This window comes from Corallococcus sp. AB045 (genome assembly GCF_003668895.1).
GTDB classification, from domain to species: domain Bacteria; phylum Myxococcota; class Myxococcia; order Myxococcales; family Myxococcaceae; genus Corallococcus; species Corallococcus coralloides.
In genome coordinates, this window is the sequence record NZ_RAWN01000190.1 from 1 (window position 1) to 17,715 (window position 17,715).

The 17,715-nt window shown below is 71.5% G+C and carries 11 protein-coding genes; 5 read left to right on the forward strand and 6 right to left on the reverse strand.

Going from position 1 to position 17,715, the window contains the following annotated elements:
* A partial coding sequence (locus tag D7Y21_RS32685; protein WP_147469437.1) for a sterol desaturase family protein occupies positions 1-810 on the reverse strand: 810 nt, incomplete at its 3' end.
* Positions 811-954: 144 nt separating this feature from the next.
* Here D7Y21_RS32685 and D7Y21_RS32690 point away from each other — a divergent pair.
* Positions 955-1,665, forward strand: coding sequence for a TetR/AcrR family transcriptional regulator (locus D7Y21_RS32690; protein ID WP_120562143.1), 711 nt, complete (start codon positions 955-957; stop codon positions 1,663-1,665).
* Here the strand turns inward: D7Y21_RS32690 and D7Y21_RS32695 are convergent, their stop codons facing one another.
* The 3 genes from D7Y21_RS32695 to D7Y21_RS32705 all read right to left on the reverse strand — a co-directional run bounded on the left by D7Y21_RS32695 (position 1,666) and on the right by D7Y21_RS32705 (position 5,579).
* A complete protein-coding gene (locus D7Y21_RS32695; protein ID WP_120562142.1) occupies positions 1,666-2,649 on the reverse strand; it encodes a sensor histidine kinase in 984 nt (327 codons plus the stop codon).
* 312 nt (positions 2,650-2,961) lie between these two features.
* Complete coding sequence (locus D7Y21_RS32700; RefSeq protein WP_121717767.1) at positions 2,962-3,837, reverse strand: hypothetical protein; 876 nt, start codon at positions 3,835-3,837, stop codon at positions 2,962-2,964.
* Positions 3,838-4,190: 353 nt separating this feature from the next.
* Positions 4,191-5,579 carry a serine/threonine-protein kinase gene (locus tag D7Y21_RS32705; protein ID WP_120562141.1) on the reverse strand — a complete coding sequence of 463 codons (1,389 nt, stop codon included), beginning with the start codon at positions 5,577-5,579 and terminating at the stop codon, positions 4,191-4,193.
* Between the two features lie 262 nt (positions 5,580-5,841).
* On the opposite strand from D7Y21_RS32705, the gene D7Y21_RS32710 reads away from it, so the two are divergent.
* Both D7Y21_RS32710 and D7Y21_RS32715 read left to right on the forward strand, forming a co-directional pair.
* The gene (locus D7Y21_RS32710) at positions 5,842-8,106 is read left to right on the forward strand and encodes a PAS domain S-box protein (protein ID WP_199724228.1); all 2,265 of its coding nucleotides are present in this window, start codon (positions 5,842-5,844) and stop codon (positions 8,104-8,106) included.
* Positions 8,103-9,851, forward strand: coding sequence for an OPT family oligopeptide transporter (locus tag D7Y21_RS32715; RefSeq protein ID WP_121717763.1), 1,749 nt, complete (start codon positions 8,103-8,105; stop codon positions 9,849-9,851). The genes D7Y21_RS32710 and D7Y21_RS32715 overlap by 4 nt, the downstream gene beginning before the upstream one ends.
* A gap of 15 nt (positions 9,852-9,866) precedes the next feature.
* Here D7Y21_RS32715 and D7Y21_RS32720 read toward each other — a convergent pair whose 3' ends face one another.
* Positions 9,867-13,784 (reverse strand): serine/threonine-protein kinase PknK, encoded by a 3,918-nt coding sequence (locus D7Y21_RS32720; RefSeq protein WP_199724201.1) that lies wholly within the window; start codon positions 13,782-13,784, stop codon positions 9,867-9,869.
* A gap of 366 nt (positions 13,785-14,150) precedes the next feature.
* Between D7Y21_RS32720 and D7Y21_RS43545 the strand changes: the two genes are divergently transcribed.
* Together D7Y21_RS43545 and D7Y21_RS43690 are read left to right on the forward strand one after the other, a co-directional pair.
* The gene (locus D7Y21_RS43545; protein ID WP_121717764.1) at positions 14,151-15,716 is read left to right on the forward strand and encodes a Tox-REase-5 domain-containing protein; all 1,566 of its coding nucleotides are present in this window, start codon (positions 14,151-14,153) and stop codon (positions 15,714-15,716) included.
* A gap of 12 nt (positions 15,717-15,728) precedes the next feature.
* A complete protein-coding gene (locus tag D7Y21_RS43690; RefSeq protein WP_121717765.1) occupies positions 15,729-16,478 on the forward strand; it encodes an immunity 52 family protein in 750 nt (249 codons plus the stop codon).
* Between the two features lie 57 nt (positions 16,479-16,535).
* On the opposite strand, the gene D7Y21_RS32735 is transcribed toward D7Y21_RS43690, so the two are convergent.
* Positions 16,536-17,715, reverse strand: a 1,180-nt coding sequence (locus D7Y21_RS32735; RefSeq protein ID WP_121717766.1) for a trypsin-like peptidase domain-containing protein, incomplete at its 5' end; no start/stop codon positions are given.

Consider the following 17,715-nt stretch of genomic DNA (forward strand, 5'->3'; position numbering starts at 1 on the left):
GAGGGAAGGGGCAGGGGGCGCGACCGCCAGCCGCTCCCCGATACGGGTCAGTCCCTCGCCATCGCGGGCGCGCGCATGCACCCGCGGATAGTCGGCGAACGCGGTGCCCAGCCACCGGTCCAGCACCACGGTGTACAGGCCGTAGTGCCCCTGGTAGCGCGCATGGTGCAACGCGTGAAACGTGGGGGTGAAGAAGACGCGGCCCACCCAGGACGTCACGAAGCGCTTCGGCAGCCACTCCGTGTTGCCATGCCCGAACGCGTTGAGGACGTAGTTGGTCAGCATGTACGCCAGGACGCCCACCTGCGAGCCGGGGAACAGGTGCATGGCCGCGAAGTGCAGGCTGAGCCCGCCGCTCATCAGCACCACCCGCTCCACCACGGAGAACGACAGCGCGGTGAGCGGCTCCGTCACCTGCGCCACGTGGTGCTGCGCATGGAAGCGGTAGAAGCGCGGCAGGTGCAGCAGCCGGTGCGTCACGTAGAACCACACCTCGAAGCCTACGAACATCCACGCGTACGACCACAGCGCCGTGGACAGGCTGAACGGTGCCATCAGCGGCCCGGTGAAGGAGCGGAAGGCGCCGATGAGCACCGCGTCCGTCAGCACCACGCCCACCGCCGCCAGCGCCTCGCTGCGCAACTGCCCCTTCGACAGCTCCCGCCGGTACACCCGGAAGCGCTCCGCCAGCCGCGTGCGCCATACCCCCCAGCCGCCCGCCACCGTCAGCAGCTTGAGCGTCCCGGAGATGAGCAGGACGAGCAGGAACACCCTCGCCGGCGACGGATTGTCGGGCAGCAGCATCAGCATCACGGACCTCGCGAAGGCCAGCACACCCCCGGGCCAAGCATGCCCGGACACCCCATGGATTACTGCCCGTCCGGGTTTATTGTCAAATCTGACAATAGCGCGGGCGCGTTGAACGAAGGGGCCCGGTGGCTAGGATGCGCCGCGATGGCACCCAGGCGTCCCCAGGGTCGGGCCCCGGCCCGGCGCACCTCCACTCCCCGTCGTCCCGCGAAGCCCGTCGCGTCCCGGAAGCGGCGCACCCCGGAGGAGGCGCGCGAGGCCATCCTCCAGGCCGCCGAGCCGCTGCTCGTGGAGCAGGGGCCGGACCGGGTGGGGCTTCAGGCGGTGGCGAAGGCGGCGGGGGTGAGCCACGCGCTCGTCACGCACTACTTCGGCACCTACGAGGCCCTGGTGCGCGAGGTGCTCCTGCGCCGCAACGAGCTGCTGGCCGCGTCCTTCCGGGAGCACCTGCTCGCGATGGACGCGCCGCCCGACGCCGGAGTGCTGCTGGAGCGCTTCTTCACCGTGGTCCAGCAGGGGCAGCACAGCCGGCTGATGGCGTGGGCGCTGCTCACCGGCCGCGCTGAACACATGCCGCTCGTGCGCGCGCAGGGCCTGCGGCTGTTGGCGGACGCGCTGGAGTTCCAGTCCGGCCGCGTGGCGGAGGCGCAGGGCACGCCGCCTCCCTCGCGCGACACGGTGGACATGACGCTGCTCGTGGCGCTGTGCGCGTCGCAGTGGTTCCTGCTCGCGCGCGAGGCGCTGCTGCCCGTGATGGGCCGTCCGGCGGACGCCGCGTCGGACGCGCGGTTCCGCGAGGTGCTCGGCGGGATGCTCCAGCGGTCGCTCGGGATGAAGCCGCCCGGCGGAGGCTGATCAGGTCCAGTCGGCCTGCGAGCGCTGCGCCTGCACGAAGGCGCCCGCCACCGGCAGGGTCACGCGGAAGACACTGCCCCGGCCGGGCGCGCTCTCCATCGTCAGCGTGCCGCCCAGCGAGGTGACGATGCCATGGCACACCGCGAGCCCCAGCCCCGTGCCCACGCCCAGCGGCTTGGTGGTGAAGAAGGGGTCGAAGATGCGCTCGCGGTGCTCGGGCTCGATGCCGCAGCCGGTGTCGCGCACCTCCACCAGCACGAGGCCGGGCTCTCCGGGCCGCGCCACCACGCGCACCTCGTTGCCCTCCGCGTTCCCCGGGGAGATGGACTGCGCCGCGTTGAGCAGCAGGTTCAAGAACACCTGCCCCAACCGCGAGCCGTTGCCCTGCACCGGCGGCACGCCGTCGCACTCCACCACCAGCCGCGCGCGGTGCCGCAATTCGTGCATGGCCATCTTCGCCGCCGTGCGCACCACCGCGGCCAGCTCCGCGGGCCCGCTGCCCACGTCCTCCGCGCGCGACAGCGTCTGCAGGTCGCGCACGATGAGCCGGATGCGCTCCGCGCCGTCGCGCGTCTCCGCCAGCGCCTCCAATATCTCCTGCCGGTCCTGCTCCGACAGGCGCTCCTTCTGCTGCAGCTCCTGGTGGATGTACTCCAGGTTGCTCAGGATGAAGGCCAGCGGGTTGTTGATTTCATGGCCCACGCCCGCCGCGATGCGCCCCAGCGCGATGAGCCGGTCCGCGAAGAGCAGCTGGGCCTGCGTCGCGTGCAGTTGCTCCAGGCTGCTGGACAGCTTCGCGTTGGCGGCCTCCAGCGCCGCGGTGCGCTCGCGCACCGTCTCCTCCAGGAGCCGGTTGTCCGAGCAGGGCGTCTCCACGGCGCACCGGGTCTTGGAGCCGGGGCCCAGGCGCTCGAAGGCCTGGCGGAGCGTGCCCCGCCGCCGCGTCATCGCCGCCAACCGCCCGACCTTCCCTCGTAACGTCATCGCGGCCCGCTCCACCCACATCCATCCGCGGCCGTCACCGCTCCTCGTGGCGGGGGTCCCTGCTTTCGGGAACGGCCTGTGGAAGACCATCCAACACCGCCGCCCCGTGCCCGGCAAGGTGTGCGCGAGTACGTGATGCTGTCGAGCGGACACCGCTTGGGTTTCACGTCCCGACTGTCATTTTCCACTGGGGATTTGGGCGCGCGGGAGGAGCTCACCGCACGCCCGGAGGCATCTGGACACGCGGCCGGGGTGGGGCCGAGGTCGTCCATGCCAGCGCGCTTCACCACTGGTTCATCAGGTGCGGTCGCTTCAGGCGCCGCAGTCCGCGCGGCAGCTGTCCGCCGTGGTGCCGGAGCCCGCGTGCTCGGTGAACTGGCACACGCCGTCTCCGCAGCGGAACAGCTCCGTGGGCTTCACGCGCGTGGTGATGGCCGGGTACGTCTTCCCGTTGTACGTGCAGTGCGTGTAGTAGGGCTGGCTCGGGTCACCCTTGGTGCAGAACTGCGAGCAGCTGCCGATGTTGGTGATGGGCGCGCAGGAGTCCGCCTTCAGCGACAGGCCGCACGCGCGCGTGGAGCTCTCCGCCGCGCTGAAGTCACGGTCGCGCGCGGCGAACAGGCCCTCGTTGGTGAAGAGGTTGCCGAAGAAGCACGCCTCCTTCGCGTTGAACTGCGACAGCTCCTCGGCGGAGTAGGGAATCGCCGCGCCCTCCGCCGTGCGGCCCAGCACGGACAGTGCGATGTGCAGGCCGTACTTGTTCGCGTGCGCCGCCAGGCACGCGCTCACCGCCTGCTGCTCCGTCACCGTCGCGGCCTTGCCCGTCGCCCAGCCCGGCGCCAGGCCCAGGCTGCCCGGCCACGTGTACTTCGCCCCGGTGGAAGTGGACTGGAAGGTGCGCGTCTGCCCCTCGGGCACCGCGCACTTCACGATGTACGCCATCAGCATCGGCGCCGTGTCCGCGTTCTGGCTGAACCACTCGTTGAAGCTCTCCGTGGTGAGCCCGTTGACGGTGAGCCCGTTGACGGTGAGCCCGTTGACGGTGAGCCCGTTGACCGTCAAGCCGTTGACGGTCAGCCCGTTGTCCACCTGCTGCGCCTGATCCACCGACACGGGATCGGCTCCCAGCACGGCGTCCTCCGGCATCGCGCCACCGCAACCCACGAGGGCGAACAGCGCCCCCGTCATCAACACCGCCTTGAGGGGTTGGCGTGAGGCAACTCGGTTCCACCACTCGCTGCATCCACTTCCAGGCCGAAAAGCAGGGGTGAGGCGCATTTGGGGGCTCCCGCTCGAGGGTAGTCGGAGGTCCGACTTCCAGAATGTCAGGCAGTCCAGGCTTTCAGCTAGAAAGGTGCTGAAACTGTCAGACAGGGGAATCGTGACGGATTCAGGATCCAAAAGAAATACGTCTTCGTCAAAAAATTATGGTGTGGGTCCAATTCTCACGGGGCCAGACGTGTGCCGGTGAAGGGCATGGAACCACAGGACACAAGTGGGATACGGCGGGGGAGGAGGAGTGCGGGGACGGCGGGAACGGCCTACTGCTGAGGAGGACCTTCAAGGAACCGTGACGCGGGACGCGTGATGGCGAAGCCACCGGGGTCCCTTACGTTCCAGGTTGCCACATGCGTGACCGGGCCGCCTACCACCTCGGCCTCGCCGGAGTCGCCGCGTGTCTCCGCTTCACCATGGTGGAGGCAGAGGTGGACGCGGGCGTGGACGGCTTCGGCCAGACGCTGCGCCTCGGCTTGCAGTTCTCTCAGGGGCTGGAGGGCCTGGGCGGGCGTGGTGCCGGCGGCCAGGGGCCGCACGCCCAAAAGCGCGGTGCCCGTCTGGAGCGCCAGGGTGAAGCTCTCCGCGCGCAGGCCCTGCTCCAGCGTGTCCATGACGTTGGCGAGCGCGGCGTAGGTGGTGTCGTCATCCATGTCCGTGGCGGGGAGCACCACCTCCGCGTTCACGGCCAGCACGAGCCGCGTCTGGCTCTCCACCTGGTTGGGCTCTTCCGTGGCTTCGCGCAGCGCGGTGAGGAAGGCGTTCACGCTGGGGTAGCGGCGGGTGGCGTCCTTGTCCAGGCACCGGAGCACCACCGCGTCCACGGCGGGGGACACCGGGGCCTTCACGCTGGGGCGCGGAGGCGGGGCCTCCAGGTGCATGCGCTCCAGCTCCAGGCGATCATCGGACTGGAAGGGGTAGCGGCCGATGAGCAGCTGGTACAGGAGCACGCCCAGCGCGTACACGTCCGTGGGCGGCCCGATGCTGCCGCCGCGAAACTGCTCGGGCGCCATCGCGTGCGCGGTGCCCAGGCGCTGGCCCGCGGTGGTGAGCCCCTCCTGGCCGGGCTCCTGCTGGATGAGCTTCGCGATGCCGAAGTCCAGCAGCTTCAGCCGGGGCTTCTCCCCCTCCTCCACCACGAGGATGTTGCTGGACTTCAGGTCCCGGTGCACGACGCCCGCGCGGTGCGCCGCCTCCAGCGCGCCGCAGATGGGCTCCAGGTACGCCAGCGCGCGCGACGCGGACAGCCGCCCACGCTCCTGCACCACCTGGCTCAACGTGCGCCCGGAGAGCAGCTCCATCACGTAGTAGGGGCTGCCGTCCGGCATCAGCCCGAAGTCGTAGACGTCCACGATGTTCGGGTGGTGGATCTGATTGACGACGCGCGCCTCGCGCACGAAGCGCTGGAGCATCTCGCCCTGGTCCGCCAGGTGCGAGTGCAGCACCTTCACCGCCGCGTGCCGCCCCAGGATGCGGTGCTCCGCCTCGTAGACGCTGCCGTGGCCGCCGGCCGCCAGCATGGACTTGAGGACGTACTCACCTGCCAGGGTGCCCGGCCCGCGCTCGGGACGGGGAGGTGTGTCGTGCCCCTTGTCCGTGGCGTTCGCGTTCGCGCGTGCCTGGATGCGGAAGGTGCTCTCGGAATCCACCGCCATGAATGCCCCGCACCCTACCATCCACGGGGTGGGTCGCGAGTGCCCGTGCCGGGTTGGCTGCCCCGCTTGCCTGCCTGGCCGTTCACCAGGAGTCAGGGTCCCTGTCCGGAAGGGGGTGGGGACGTTCATTGGAAGCCGTTGGGGTATGGTTGCGGTCCGGGCCAGGACTTCGGGCCCATACGGAGCGCGGCGTCATGCACGACAGGCGGCGAGGACACAGCCGGCCCGAGCGCAGGGGGACGTCCGGGGGCTGGCATACATGATGACGTTGGTGGACGAGCTCACGACCTGCGCGGGCCAGTCGGTGACGGCCCCATCCTCGACCGGGGCGTGCCTCATCCTCATCAGCACCACGACGCCGGCGGCCATTGGCAAGGCGTACCGGTTGGAGCCGGGTGAGCACGTCATCGGGCGTGGGTCGGAAGCAGAGGTGCGCATCGACGACCACGGGGTGTCGCGCAAGCACGCGCGCATCCTGCGCAAGTCGGACGGTTCGTGTCTCGTCACGGACCTGGAGTCCACCAACGGCACGTTCCTCAACGGCCTGCCGGTGTCCACCGCGGAGCTGCAGGAGGGCGACCGGCTCCAGGTGGGCACTGTCACGGTGTTCCGCTTCTCCCGGCGCGAGGTGCTGGAGCAGCGCGAGGAGCAGCTGCGGCAGGCGCTGTCCGCCGCGCGCGTGGGCATCTGGGACTGGAACGCGAAGACGGGGCAGGTGACCTGGAGCGAGCACGTGGACCGGCTCCTGGGCCTGGCCGTGGGCAAGCTGTCCGGCCGCGCCATGGACCTGGATGAGGTGGTGCACCCGGCGGATCTGCCCAGGCTTCGCGCGGGGCTGGCCACGGCGCTGCAGCAGCGCTCGCAGGTGGACGTGGAGTACCGCATCGAGCCCGCGGGCAGCGGTTACCGCTGGATTTCGTGCAAGGGCGACGTGCTGCTGGACGCGTCGGGGCAGCCCGCGCGGGTGACGGGCACGGTGATGGACATCACCGCGCGCAAGCAGGCGGAGCAGGAGCTGCACCGCCAGGCGCTCATCTTCGAGAGCATCTCCGACGGCGTCGTCATCACGGACCTGGCGGGCGGGGTCATCGACTGGAACACCAGCGCGGAGCGCATGTTCGGCCGCAGCCGCAAGGAGGCCATGGGACAGACGCTCTTCAGCGTGCTGCACCCCGGTGAGCCGGACCGGCTGACGGGCGCCGTCCTCACCGCGCTGGAGGTGCACGGGCGCTGGAGCGGGGAATTGGAGTTCAAGCGCGCGGACGGCATGGCGTGCGTCTGCGAGTCCGTGGTGGTGCCGCTGCGCGACGCGGAAGGGCGCATCATCGCGAACATCATGGTGCACCGCGACCTGAGCGAGCGCCGGCAGCTCCAGGCGCGCCTGGTGGTGGCGGACCGGCTGGCCAGCGTGGGCACGCTGGGTGCGGGCGTGGCGCACGAAATCAACAACCCGCTGGCGTACATGCTGGTGAACCTGCACCTCATCCGCGAGGGGCTGGACAAGCTGGAGGCGCAGGGCACGCCGTCCGAGCCGGTGGCCTCCATCCAGCAGCTGGTGCGCGAGACGACCGAGGGCGCGGAGCGGATCGCCACCATCGTGCGGGACCTGAAGGTGTTCGCGCGCGGCGAGCAGGAGTCGCGGCCCATGCCGGTGGACGTGCGCCGGTCGGTGGAGCTGGCGTGCAAGATGGCGGACAACGTCATCCGCCACCGCGCGCGGCTCGTGACGGAGTTCGAGCCGGTGCCCGCGGTGGAGGCCAGCGAGGCGCGGCTGTGCCAGGTGTTCTTGAACCTGCTGCTCAACGCGGCGCAGGCCATCCCGGAGGATCCGTCCTCCGTCACCGAGCATGAGATTCGCGCCATCATCCGTCCGGGCGAGCCGGGCAAGGTGGTGGTGGAGGTGCGCGACACCGGCGTGGGCATGACGCCGGAGGTGCTGGGGCGCATCTTCGATCCGTTCTTCACCACCAAGGCGGTGGGCGTGGGCACGGGGCTGGGGCTGTCCATCTGCCACGGCATCGTGGAGTCCATGGGCGGCTCCATCCACGCGGAGAGCACGCCGGGCCAGGGCAGCACCTTCCGCGTGGTGCTGCGCTCGGCGGCGCACGAGGTGGACCTCTACCCGCGGCTGTCGGCGACGGCGCCAGCGGGGGCACGGGCGCGCATCCTGGTGGTGGATGACGAGCCCAACGTGACGGTGGCGCTGCAGCGCTCGCTGGCCTCGGAGCACGAGGTGTCCACGGCGAACAGCGCGCAGGCGGCGCTGCGGCTGGTGAACGAGGGCGGCCGCTTCGACCTCATCCTCTGCGACGTGATGATGCCGGGGATGACGGGCATGGACCTGTACTTCGAGCTGGGGCGCTCGGCGCCGGAGCAGGCGGGGCGCATGGTGTTCATGACGGGTGGAGCCTTCACCCCGCGCACGACGTCGTTCCTGCGGGACGTGCCGAACCTCAAGCTGAGCAAGCCGTTGGACCTGACGCAGCTGCGCGAACTGGTTGGCCGCTCGGCGGAGGCGTCTCGATGAGCGCTCCCTCCGGGCACCCCGCCGCTCCTCCGGAGGTCTCCCAGGGCCGGGAGTGGACGGCCCGGTCGCTGGGGATGGGCCTGCTCATCGGCGCGCTGCTGGCCGTCACCAACCTCTACATGGGATTGAAGACGGGCCTGTGGGACTCGGGCTCCATCGCCGCGACGGTGCTGGGGTTCAGTGCCCTGGCGCCTTATGGGCGCAGGCGGGGCGTGCCCTATACGCCGCTGGAGAACAACCTCACGCAGACGGCCGCGGCGGCGGTGGGCGCGATGCCCGCGTCGGCGGGGCTGCTGGCCGCGATTCCGGCGCTGGCCCTGCTGGGCACGGGTGTGCCGGGCTGGGGCATCACGGTCTGGGGGCTGGTGCTGGGCGTGGTGGGCGTGCTGGTGGCGGGCTTGTTGCGGCGGCGCCTGCTGGAGCAGGAGGCCCTGCCGTTCCCCACGGGCATCGCCACCGCGGAGCTCATCTCCACGCTGCACGCGGCCCCTCCGTCCGAAGCGCAAGGCACGCGGACGGGAAGGGGCCGGACGCTGGTGGGCGCCGGCGTGGTGGCGATGGCGCTCACCTGGATGCGCGATGCGCGCGGCTGGCTGCCGGGGATGGTGGCGCTGCCGGGCCGCGTGGGCGGCGTCTCGCTGGAGTCGCTGACGTGGGGCGTGGGCATGAGCCCCATGCTGCTGGCGGTGGGGATGATGACGGGCCCTCGGCTGGCGTTGAGCATGCTGCTGGGCTCGGGGCTGGCGTGGGGCGTGCTCGCGACGCGGCTCCTGGACACGGGCCTGGTGGCGGGCGCGGGGTACGAATCGCTGTCCTCGTGGCTGATATGGCCCGGCGTGGGGTTGATGGTGGGCGGGGCGGTGATGTCGCTGGCGGCGCAGGCAAGGGACTTCCTGGGCGCGGTGAAGGACCTGCGCTCGGTGGGCGTGAGCCGGGGAGGGCTGCCCCGGTGGAGCCTGGGCGTGGCGGCGGTGGCGTGCGTGCTGGCGGTGGTGCTGGGCGGGCTGCTCTTCGGGCTGGGAGTCCCGTCGATGCTGCTGGTGCTCGCGCTGCTGGTGCCGCTGTGCGCGGTGTGTGCGCGAGGCGCGGGGCAGACGGACGTGTCGCCCGTGGGCCAGGTGGGGAACCTCACGCAGGTCATCTTTGGCGGAGTGCGGCCCGGAGAGATGTCGTCCAACGTGGCCGCGGGTTCGGTGGTGGCGGGCGCGGCGGCGCAGACGGGCGTGAGCTTGTGGTCGTTGAAGGCGGGGCACCTCTTGGGGGCGTCGGCCTCCCGGCAGCTCGCCGCGCAGCTGGTGGGCGTGGCGGTGGGCGCGCTGGTGGCGGTGCCTGCCTATCTGCTGCTGGTGGACACGTACGGGCTGGGGACGGCGGTGTTGCCGGTGCCCGCGGCGGCGCAGTTCCGGGCGGTGGCGGAGGTATCCGTGCGAGGCCTGGCGGGCCTGCCGCCCTACGCGGGCTGGGCCGCGCTGGTGGGCTTCACGGTGGGGGCGCTGTCGACGCTGGCCGCGAGGAGCCGGGCCTCGCGGTGGTTGCCGTCGCCGGTGGCGATGGGTATCGGCTTCATCACTCCCGCCTACTTCGCGGTGACGCTGTGCCTGGGCGCGGGGATGGTGATGCTCGCGCGGAGGTGGCCGAAGACGACGGACGCGCACGTCTCCTCGTTGGGCGCCGGAGCGCTGGTGGGGGAATCGCTGATGGGACTCCTCGTCGCGGCGACGACGGTGCTCTCGCGGTCGGTGTAGCGACAGACGTCGTCGCTACGCCGCGGGCGTGAGGTCCCGCACCCGCTCCAGCGAGCGGCGGATGCGGTCCTCCATCAGGTTCGGCATGTGCGCCGCGCGCGCCAGCGCTTCTCCGAGCGCGAGCATCGCCTCCGCGAAGTCGCCCCGGCGCCAGGCCGCGAGGCCCATCATCTCCAGGACCTCCAGCGGCTCCTGCTCCACGGAGGCCTGGGCGGAGCGCTCGCGCAGCGCGTGCCACTCCTCCACGGTCGCGTCCTTCGAGGCCAGCTCCACCATGGAGAAGAGCACCTCCTCCGACGGGCTCAGGTTCACGCCGTGCCGGTTGGTCGCCATCGCCTGCCGCACCTGCTCCAGCAGGTCGCGCGCCCGGTCGTGCCTGTCCGTCCACGCCATGGCCCGCGCCTGGAGCAGCAGCGCCCAGGGACGGTGCGCCACCTCCGGATGCCGGCGCTCCAGCACGATGGCCCGCGCGATGTGCGGCGCCGCCGCCTCCACGTCGCCCGCCTGGTAGTACAGCTCGCCCAGGTTGTACTCGGCGAAGTACTCCCAGCCCACCACACCCAGCTCGCGCCCCAGTTGCATGAAGCGCTCCTGGTCCTTCAGCGCGTTCGTCAGGTCGCGCCGCGCCACCCGCAGGTTGCGGCGGTTGTTGATGGCCGAGCCCAGGTGGAAGCGGTCGCCGCGCTCCGTGCACGCGCAGATGAGCTCGTCCAGCACCCGCTCCGCGGCGTCGATGTCGCCCAGGCTCGGCAGGATGGCCACCAGCAGGAGCAGGGAGACGACCAGCGTTTCATAGCCCGCGTCGCCCAGCTTCCGCGCCCGCTCCGCCGCGGCCTCCAGGGTCATGAGCGAGTCCATCCATTCGCCCTTGCGGAACTGCGTGCGGCCCAGCGCCAGCAGCAGCCGCGCCTGCACGTAGGGCGACGTCACCGTCTCCGTCAGCTGCTGCGCCTCCTGGACCCTCGCCTCGCTGCGCGCGTAGTCGTTCACCCAGTCGAGCGCCACCGCCTCGTCGAGCAGCAGCTCCACGACCGCGCGTGAATCCCCCACGCTCCGCGCCCGCTCTCGCGCGATGGCGAAGTCCGTGAGCGAGTCCTCGTACCGGCCGATGCGGTAGCGCATCAGGCCCCGGCCCCGCAGCGCCGTGAGCCTGCGCAGCTCGTCCTCGGGCTCGATGAGCTCCAGGGCGCGTGTGTACATGGCCTCCGCGTCCAGGTACGCGTGCCGGCCGCGCGCGGACTCCGCCAGGTCGATGGTCAGCGCCGCCGCCTCGTCGCGCAGGCCCGCCGCCGCGGCGTGCAGCGCGAGCCGGGCCAGCCGCTGGCGCTCCTGCGCGCCCGCCGGGCTCAGGTAGTGGCGGTACGCGGCGTGGTGGATGCGCGCCTTCTCCTCCGCGGGCAGGCCCGCGACCACGGCCTCGCGCATCAGCTCGTTGCGGAAGCTCAGCCCCTCCGAGCGGTGCTCCACCAGCAGCCCCAGGTCCAGGAGCCGCCGCGTCGCATGCCCCATGTCCAGCGGGAACTGGGACGCGGCCCCGTCGCGCTCCAGCTCGCGCACCACGCCGTCCGCCGCCGTGCCGGTGAAGGTCGCGCCCAGGAGCGCGCACAGCCGGGCATGCGCGGCGAGCGCCGGAGGCAGCGCGCCCAGCTCGCGGTCCGCCAGCCACTCCACGAGCCGCAGCTCCGGCAGGCGGTCCAGCTCGTCCGTGACGAGGTACCAGTTGCCGCCCGGCGAGCGCTGCCGCACCAGCCCCTGGCGCTTGAGGCCGCGCACCAGCTCCACCAGGAACAGGGGCACGCGCTGCGCACGCTCGATGATGCGCTCCACCGCCTGCGCGGGCACGTTCTCCACTGGCTTGAGCAGCGTGCGGCACAGGGCATGCGCGTCGCCCGGGGACAGGCCGGACAGGGGCAGGTCCAACTGGCGGGCGGCGCGGGCACTCCACGCCGGACGGCTCTGTTCGAAGCCCGGGCGGACCAGCACGCAGATCCACAGCGGCACGCGCGTCTCCGCGAGCGCCGCGTACTCCAGCGCGTCCAGCGCGGTCTCCTCCGCGAAGTGCGCGTCGTCCACGATGAGGCACAGGGGCCGTTCGCGGGCGTGCGCCGCCAGCAGCTCACCCGTGGCGCGCATGGCCAGCGAGCGCAGCGCGCCCGGGGCCGCGGCCCAGCTGTGCAACTCCGGCCCGCCCGGCGCGTACCACCCGAGCGTCGCGGCCACGCCCGGCCACAGCTCCATGCCCAGCCGGGTGCCCAGCCGGTCGAGGATGGCGGTGCGGCCGTCCTCCTGCGTGTCGGTGTCGTCGCGGTCGAAGCCGTGCAGCGCCACGCGCAGGAGTGTGCGCAGCGTGCCTTCCGGGTCGCCCTGCACGGGCTCGCGCGCGAGCATGGAGTAGACGCGCGCGTGCGGCAGCGCGGCCCTCAGGCGCAGGCCCAGTGTGGAGGACAGGTGGCTCTTGCCGTGGCCCCGGTCGCCGCGCACGGTGACGATGGTGGGCGCCGTGTCCGCCACCGCGGACCGGGCGCTCTCCAGGAGCTGCTCCAGCTCCACGTCGCGGCCCACCAGCATCGCGCTGCCCAGTTGCAGCACGGTGACGTCCGGCCGGGGCGCGCCGCCCGACGGCGCGGGGCGCATCAGCCCGGACCGTCCCGCCACCGGCAGGCACGGCACCTCCGGCACGGCCTCCGCGGCGGCGGTGGAGAGCATGGGCCCGCGCAGCTCCGCGAGCTGGGGGTAGCGGTCCTCGCGCGCGAAGATGGCGCCCAGGTAGCGGGGGGCGCCGTCGCGGCGGCGCTGCACGGTGACGTTGGCCACGTCCACGATGGACACCGGGGCGAGTCCCCGCTCGGCCAGTCCTTCGGCGGCCCGCAGCGCGCGGCGCACGGGGTTCTCTCCCACGTCGGGGTCGAAGACGCCCGCGAAGCGCTCACCGTCCGCGAAGGCCATGTGGCCTCCGTAGGCGGCCAGGGCCTTCTGCATCGCCACGGGGTTGGCGCGCGAGAAGGTGAACAGCACCGACACCGAGCGGCGCGTCTGGGCGGGGCGGACCTCGGGCAGCAGGGTGAGCCGGGGCGCGGGCTGCACGGCGGACTGTCCCGCGTGGTCCAGCGCCGCGCGCAGGGCCTGGGCCACGGCGGCGGCGTCGCGGGGACGGCGCGCGGGCTCCTTGGCCAGGCAGCGCAGCACGACCTCCTCCACGGGCGGCGCCACCGGGGCGTACTCCGACGGAGGCGGGGGCCGCAGCGACAGGTGCGCCTGGAGCACCTCCGTGAGCGAGCCGAAGAAGGGGGGCCGGCCGGTGATGAGCTCGTAGAGGATGACGCCCAGCGCGTACACGTCCGCGCGCGCGTCCAGGACCGCGTGGCCGGCGCACTGCTCGGGCGCCATGTATTCGGCGGTGCCGGCGAAGGAGGACGTGTCGCCGGGCGTGCCGTCGTCCACGAGCGCGCCGGGGGCCGGACGCTGCACCAGTCCGAAGTCGAAGACGCGGGCGCGCTTGTGGGCGTCGTCCAGGAAGACGTGCTCGGGCTTGAGGTCGCAGTGCACCAGTCCTTGCGCGTGCACGACGGCCACCGCCTCCAGGAGCGCGTTGGCGCGAGGCCCGAACTCCTGCGGCGACATGGGCCCGGACACCCGGGCCAGCCAGTCCGCCAGCGTGGGCAGCGGCACGTACTCCATGGCGACGAAGCGCTGGCCGCCGGGCAGCGTGCCCACGGCATGGAGCGCGGGCACGGTGGGCGGCCCGATGACGCGCAGGGCCTCCGCCTCGCGGGCCAGCTGCGCCTCCGCGAGCGCGATGCCGGGCCGCGCCAGCTTCAGCGCGATGCGTTCACCCTCGGCGCCGTCGGCGGAGCGCTTGTGCGCGGCCAGCAGCACGCCGAAGCCACCGCGCGCGATGACCTTCTCGCAGCGGTAGCCCGGGACGTCGGGCACGACGAGCGAGGCATCGGATGGCGGAGCGATGGGAGGCGAGACGCCGGGCGGGCACGGCGAATGAGAGCCCTCCCAACGCCGCCCGCATGTGAGGCAGCGCGGCACGACCGCCACTCTATGCCAGCGTCAGCGTGATTTCCGAACCGCCGTGGCCGGTCATTCGACGGACGCGTGAAGCATTCGTCAGAAGGCCTCCCAAGCCCGGAGGGCTTCCAGGCGTCACGCCCTGTGAACCGCGCGACACCTGACATCCGGGGCAGCCAACGGCTCAGCGGGTCGACCGGGCACCGGCTGCGTCAATTCACACCGCATCGCGGCAAGGATGTCAGGAGGCCCTGCTAGCCCTGTTCAACAGGAGGAACAGGCATGAAAGGGATTCAGTCGCCAAGGCGCGAGTGGCTGTGCCTGGTGCTCATCGCGGGGCTGGTGGGCTGCGCGGGAGGACGTGCCCGTTCGTTGCCGGTGGGGCTGCACGGCTACGCGCGCTACCACAGCGCCTCGCCGGCGCCGTTGCATGGGGACCCGGCGTCCGCGGGCGCGGGCGGCACGGTGGGGAACGTGGCCCCGGCGCGCCTGCCTCCGGGAACGGTGCTCATCGGGAGCGCGGAGGAGCGGACGCGGCAGGCGGTGGAGCTGGGCCTGCTGGAGGTGGACGCGTTCGAGAAGCTCCTGCTGCGCGCCGGGCTGGAGGAGCCGCCGCTCCGCCGAAATCCCTTCACGCCCGAGGACGCGGCGGAGGTGCTGAACCGGCTGATGGAGCAGCCGGCGACGACAGGCACGTATCCGCCCCGCATGGCGGCGGGCTTCGTGCTGCGCGAGGTGCTGGAAGGCGGCGCGGTGTCGCGCGAGGAGCTGGCGCGCCGGGTGGAGCGGTTCGTCCGGGAGCAGGTGGCGGTGCTGCGGCCGGACGGGTACCTGGCCTGGGCGCTCGATGGGCGCACGCAGCAGAAGGTGGGGACCGTGCAGTGGAGGGACGGGACCTTCCGCGCGGGCAACTTCGAGCTGGGGCGCTTCTACAGCGGCAAGGGCGGTGTCTTCCGCGGAGTCGATGCGCAGCTGCGTGCGGCGGATTGGCGCCCGCTCGCGGAGGTGTACGACGACGCGGATGTCCTCAGCCGCTCCCTGGATGGCGCGGAGGACGCGTTCGTGGAGCTGTACCACGGCATGGGACAGCTGCTGTCCCATCCCACGGACAGCTTCGCGAGCCTGCGACATCTTCCGGAAGGCGTGGCGGCGCTCATCGCGTCATCGCCCGCGTACTGGGAGCGCTTCCGGTACATGACGGAGGGGGAGCAGATCCGCGAAACAGCACGGCTGACCACGAACGTCATCGCGCTGTGGGGCACGGCCTCTGCGACGACGCGCACGGTGACGCGAGCGGCGGCGGGAGTGGAGGCCACGGTGCCTGTGCTCGCGGTGTCCGCGGAGGGACTGCTCAGTGTCGAGCGCATCGCGGTGCCAGTGGGACGCGCGGCGGCGGTGCTGAGCGGAGGGCCCGGGGCGGCCATCGTCCTCCAGAAAGCGAACGTGGAGTCGGCTCCGGACGAGCCAGGACATTGGGGGCCCGCGGAGGAGTCGATGTCCGACCGGGCCCGGCGCTACCAGGAGCAGATCTCCGGGCACTCGGCGGACGAGGCGTACTGGGTCGGAGACACGAAGTTCGACGGCTTCCGGGACGGAGTGCTACTGGATGCCAAGGGACCCGGCTACGCGAACAAGTTCCAAGAAGGCTTGGCGCCAAAACCCTGGTTCGAAGATACAGGTGCACAAGGGCTCATTGACCAGGCGTCTCGACAAAGCGATCGGGTGCGCGACATGGGAGTCCGCATCGAGTGGCATGTCGCGGAGAAGAAGGCTGCTGATGCGATCAAGGGACTTCTCAAGAGGGCTGGTATCCAGGGAGTCGAAGTCGTCCACACGCCAGCACGTTGAGCCAAAGACCCTATGACGACCGAGTCCGAGCCCAGGGCTTATCCGGATAACTTCTTTGTTGGCGCCTACTGGGGGGCGAGGAAGGAGTCGCCCGAAGCATGCGCCAGTCGTGCGGCGCACTTGCTTGAGCTCCTGGCCGATTGTGATCCACTTCTGGACCACTGGTACAAATCCATCAGGTCCCGAAAGGGCACGAAGAAACTGTCATTGATGCCGCCCGATGTGTCCGTGCTCACGGACCTGTTCCAACGGGGCACCAACCGAGAAGGGGGCCGCGTTTTCGAGGAACTGGGTTTCATGATCTGGATCAACAACGGAGGTGCTCCATCTGATTATGCAAGCCTGCGCCTTCGCTGCGGAGACTTCGCTGGGACCTCGCCCAACTCCTGCTTCCTCTCCCTCCCATTCGATGGACCGACCGCGGAGCGGGTGTTGACCCCCTCCGTGCTGGAGGTCGTGATGCGCGGCATGGTGGCAGCCTGGGAGCCAGACTGGATCGCGGCCATGTCCGACGCCCATCAGGATGTGGATGATCCAGACAACAAGACCAACGCCTGGGTCGGCTGGCTGACCTACTTCTCCAAGCAGCGAGGCACCGTGCCCCCACTACCCGCGCCCGTGCGCATCGAACCGGTGGAGGACAAGGGCACGCTCATCGTCCTGACCCCGGAACGCTTCACCGTGGCCAACCCGGAGCACGTAGCGCTGGGCCGGCGCGTGCGCGAGCTGCTCACCCGGGCCGGGCTCATCAACACCCGCTGAAAGAAAAACGGCGCGCTCCACCCCGGCCGGCGGAGCGCGCCCATCACCAATCACCGCCTACCGCTGCGGAACCTCAATCGCTCGCAAGAGCGACCCGTCCTGTCCAAGCATCCGCGCACGCAACAGCAGCGCGGCTCCCGGCTCCGCGGACGTCAGCGCCTGCGCCGCCTCCGCGACGCCGGACACCTTCTGGTCACCCACCTGCGTCAGCACCATCCCGGGCGCCAGTCCCGCGCGCTCCGCGGGGCTGCCGGGCTCCACCGCCACCACCTGCGCGCCGCCGCTGCCGTCCTGTGCCTCCGACAGCCGCAGGCCCATCCGCTTCGACAGGGGCGCGGGCGTCGAATCCCGAGGCGTCATCTCCTCCTCACCCCGCTGCGTCGGCCGGGTGCCCAGCTTCACCGGCACCTCCATCTCCTTGCCGCCGCGCACCAGGCTCACCTTCACCTCGCTGCCCGGCTTGAGCAGCGCCACCGCGCGCGTCAGCGACCCGGCGGAGTCCACCGCGCGCTCGCCCACGGACGTGATGATGTCCTCCTCTTGCAGGCCCGCCTTCGCGCCGGGGCCGCCCGCGCTGACGCCGGCCACCACCGCGCCCTTCGCCGTCTCCACGCGCAGCGCGCGCGCCAGCTCCGGCGTGAGGTCCTGCACCGCCAGTCCCACCCAACCCCGGCGCACCACGCCCGTCTCCTGGAGCTGCGGCAACAGCGCCTGGATGAGGTTCGCCGGCACCGCGAAGCCAATGCCTGTCGCGCCGCCGATGATGGCCGTGTTCATGCCCACCACCTCGCCCTTCATGTTGAAGAGCGGGCCGCCGGAGTTGCCCGGGTTGATGGCCGCGTCCGTCTGCAGGAAGTCGTCATACGGACCCGCGTGGATGTCGCGCGCCCGGGCGGACAGGATGCCCGCGCTCACGCTCGACGCGAGCCCGAACGGATTGCCAATGGCCATCACCGGGTCGCCCACGCGCAGGCCATCCGAATCCCCCAGCTTCACGAACGGCAGGTTCCCGGACACGCCCTTCAACTGGATGAGCGCCACGTCCGTGAGCGCGTCGCGGCCCAGCACCTCCGCCTCGAACGAGCGCCCGTCCTCCAGCTTCACCCGGACGGTGTCCGCGCCCTCCACCACGTGGTTGTTCGTGAGCACCAGTCCGGACGGGTCGATGACGAAGCCCGACCCCACCCCCTGCTTCGCGGCCTCGCCGAGCGCTTCGGCATGCAGGGCGGACAGAACC

What these genes read in the sequence shown, in the direction of transcription:
- D7Y21_RS32700 (WP_121717767.1), bottom strand. Translation starts at nt 3,837, where the DNA reads ATGACGGGGGCGCTGTTCGCCCTCGTGGGTTGCGGTGGCGCGATGCCG.
- D7Y21_RS43690 (WP_121717765.1), top strand. Translation starts at nt 15,729, where the DNA reads ATGACGACCGAGTCCGAGCCCAGGGCTTATCCGGATAACTTCTTTGTT.
- D7Y21_RS32710 (WP_199724228.1), top strand. Translation starts at nt 5,842, where the DNA reads ATGACGTTGGTGGACGAGCTCACGACCTGCGCGGGCCAGTCGGTGACG.
- D7Y21_RS32705 (WP_120562141.1), bottom strand. Translation starts at nt 5,579, where the DNA reads ATGGCGGTGGATTCCGAGAGCACCTTCCGCATCCAGGCACGCGCGAAC.
- D7Y21_RS32690 (WP_120562143.1), top strand. Translation starts at nt 955, where the DNA reads ATGGCACCCAGGCGTCCCCAGGGTCGGGCCCCGGCCCGGCGCACCTCC.
- D7Y21_RS32695 (WP_120562142.1), bottom strand. Translation starts at nt 2,649, where the DNA reads ATGACGTTACGAGGGAAGGTCGGGCGGTTGGCGGCGATGACGCGGCGG.
- D7Y21_RS32715 (WP_121717763.1), top strand. Translation starts at nt 8,103, where the DNA reads ATGAGCGCTCCCTCCGGGCACCCCGCCGCTCCTCCGGAGGTCTCCCAG.
- D7Y21_RS43545 (WP_121717764.1), top strand. Translation starts at nt 14,151, where the DNA reads ATGAAAGGGATTCAGTCGCCAAGGCGCGAGTGGCTGTGCCTGGTGCTC.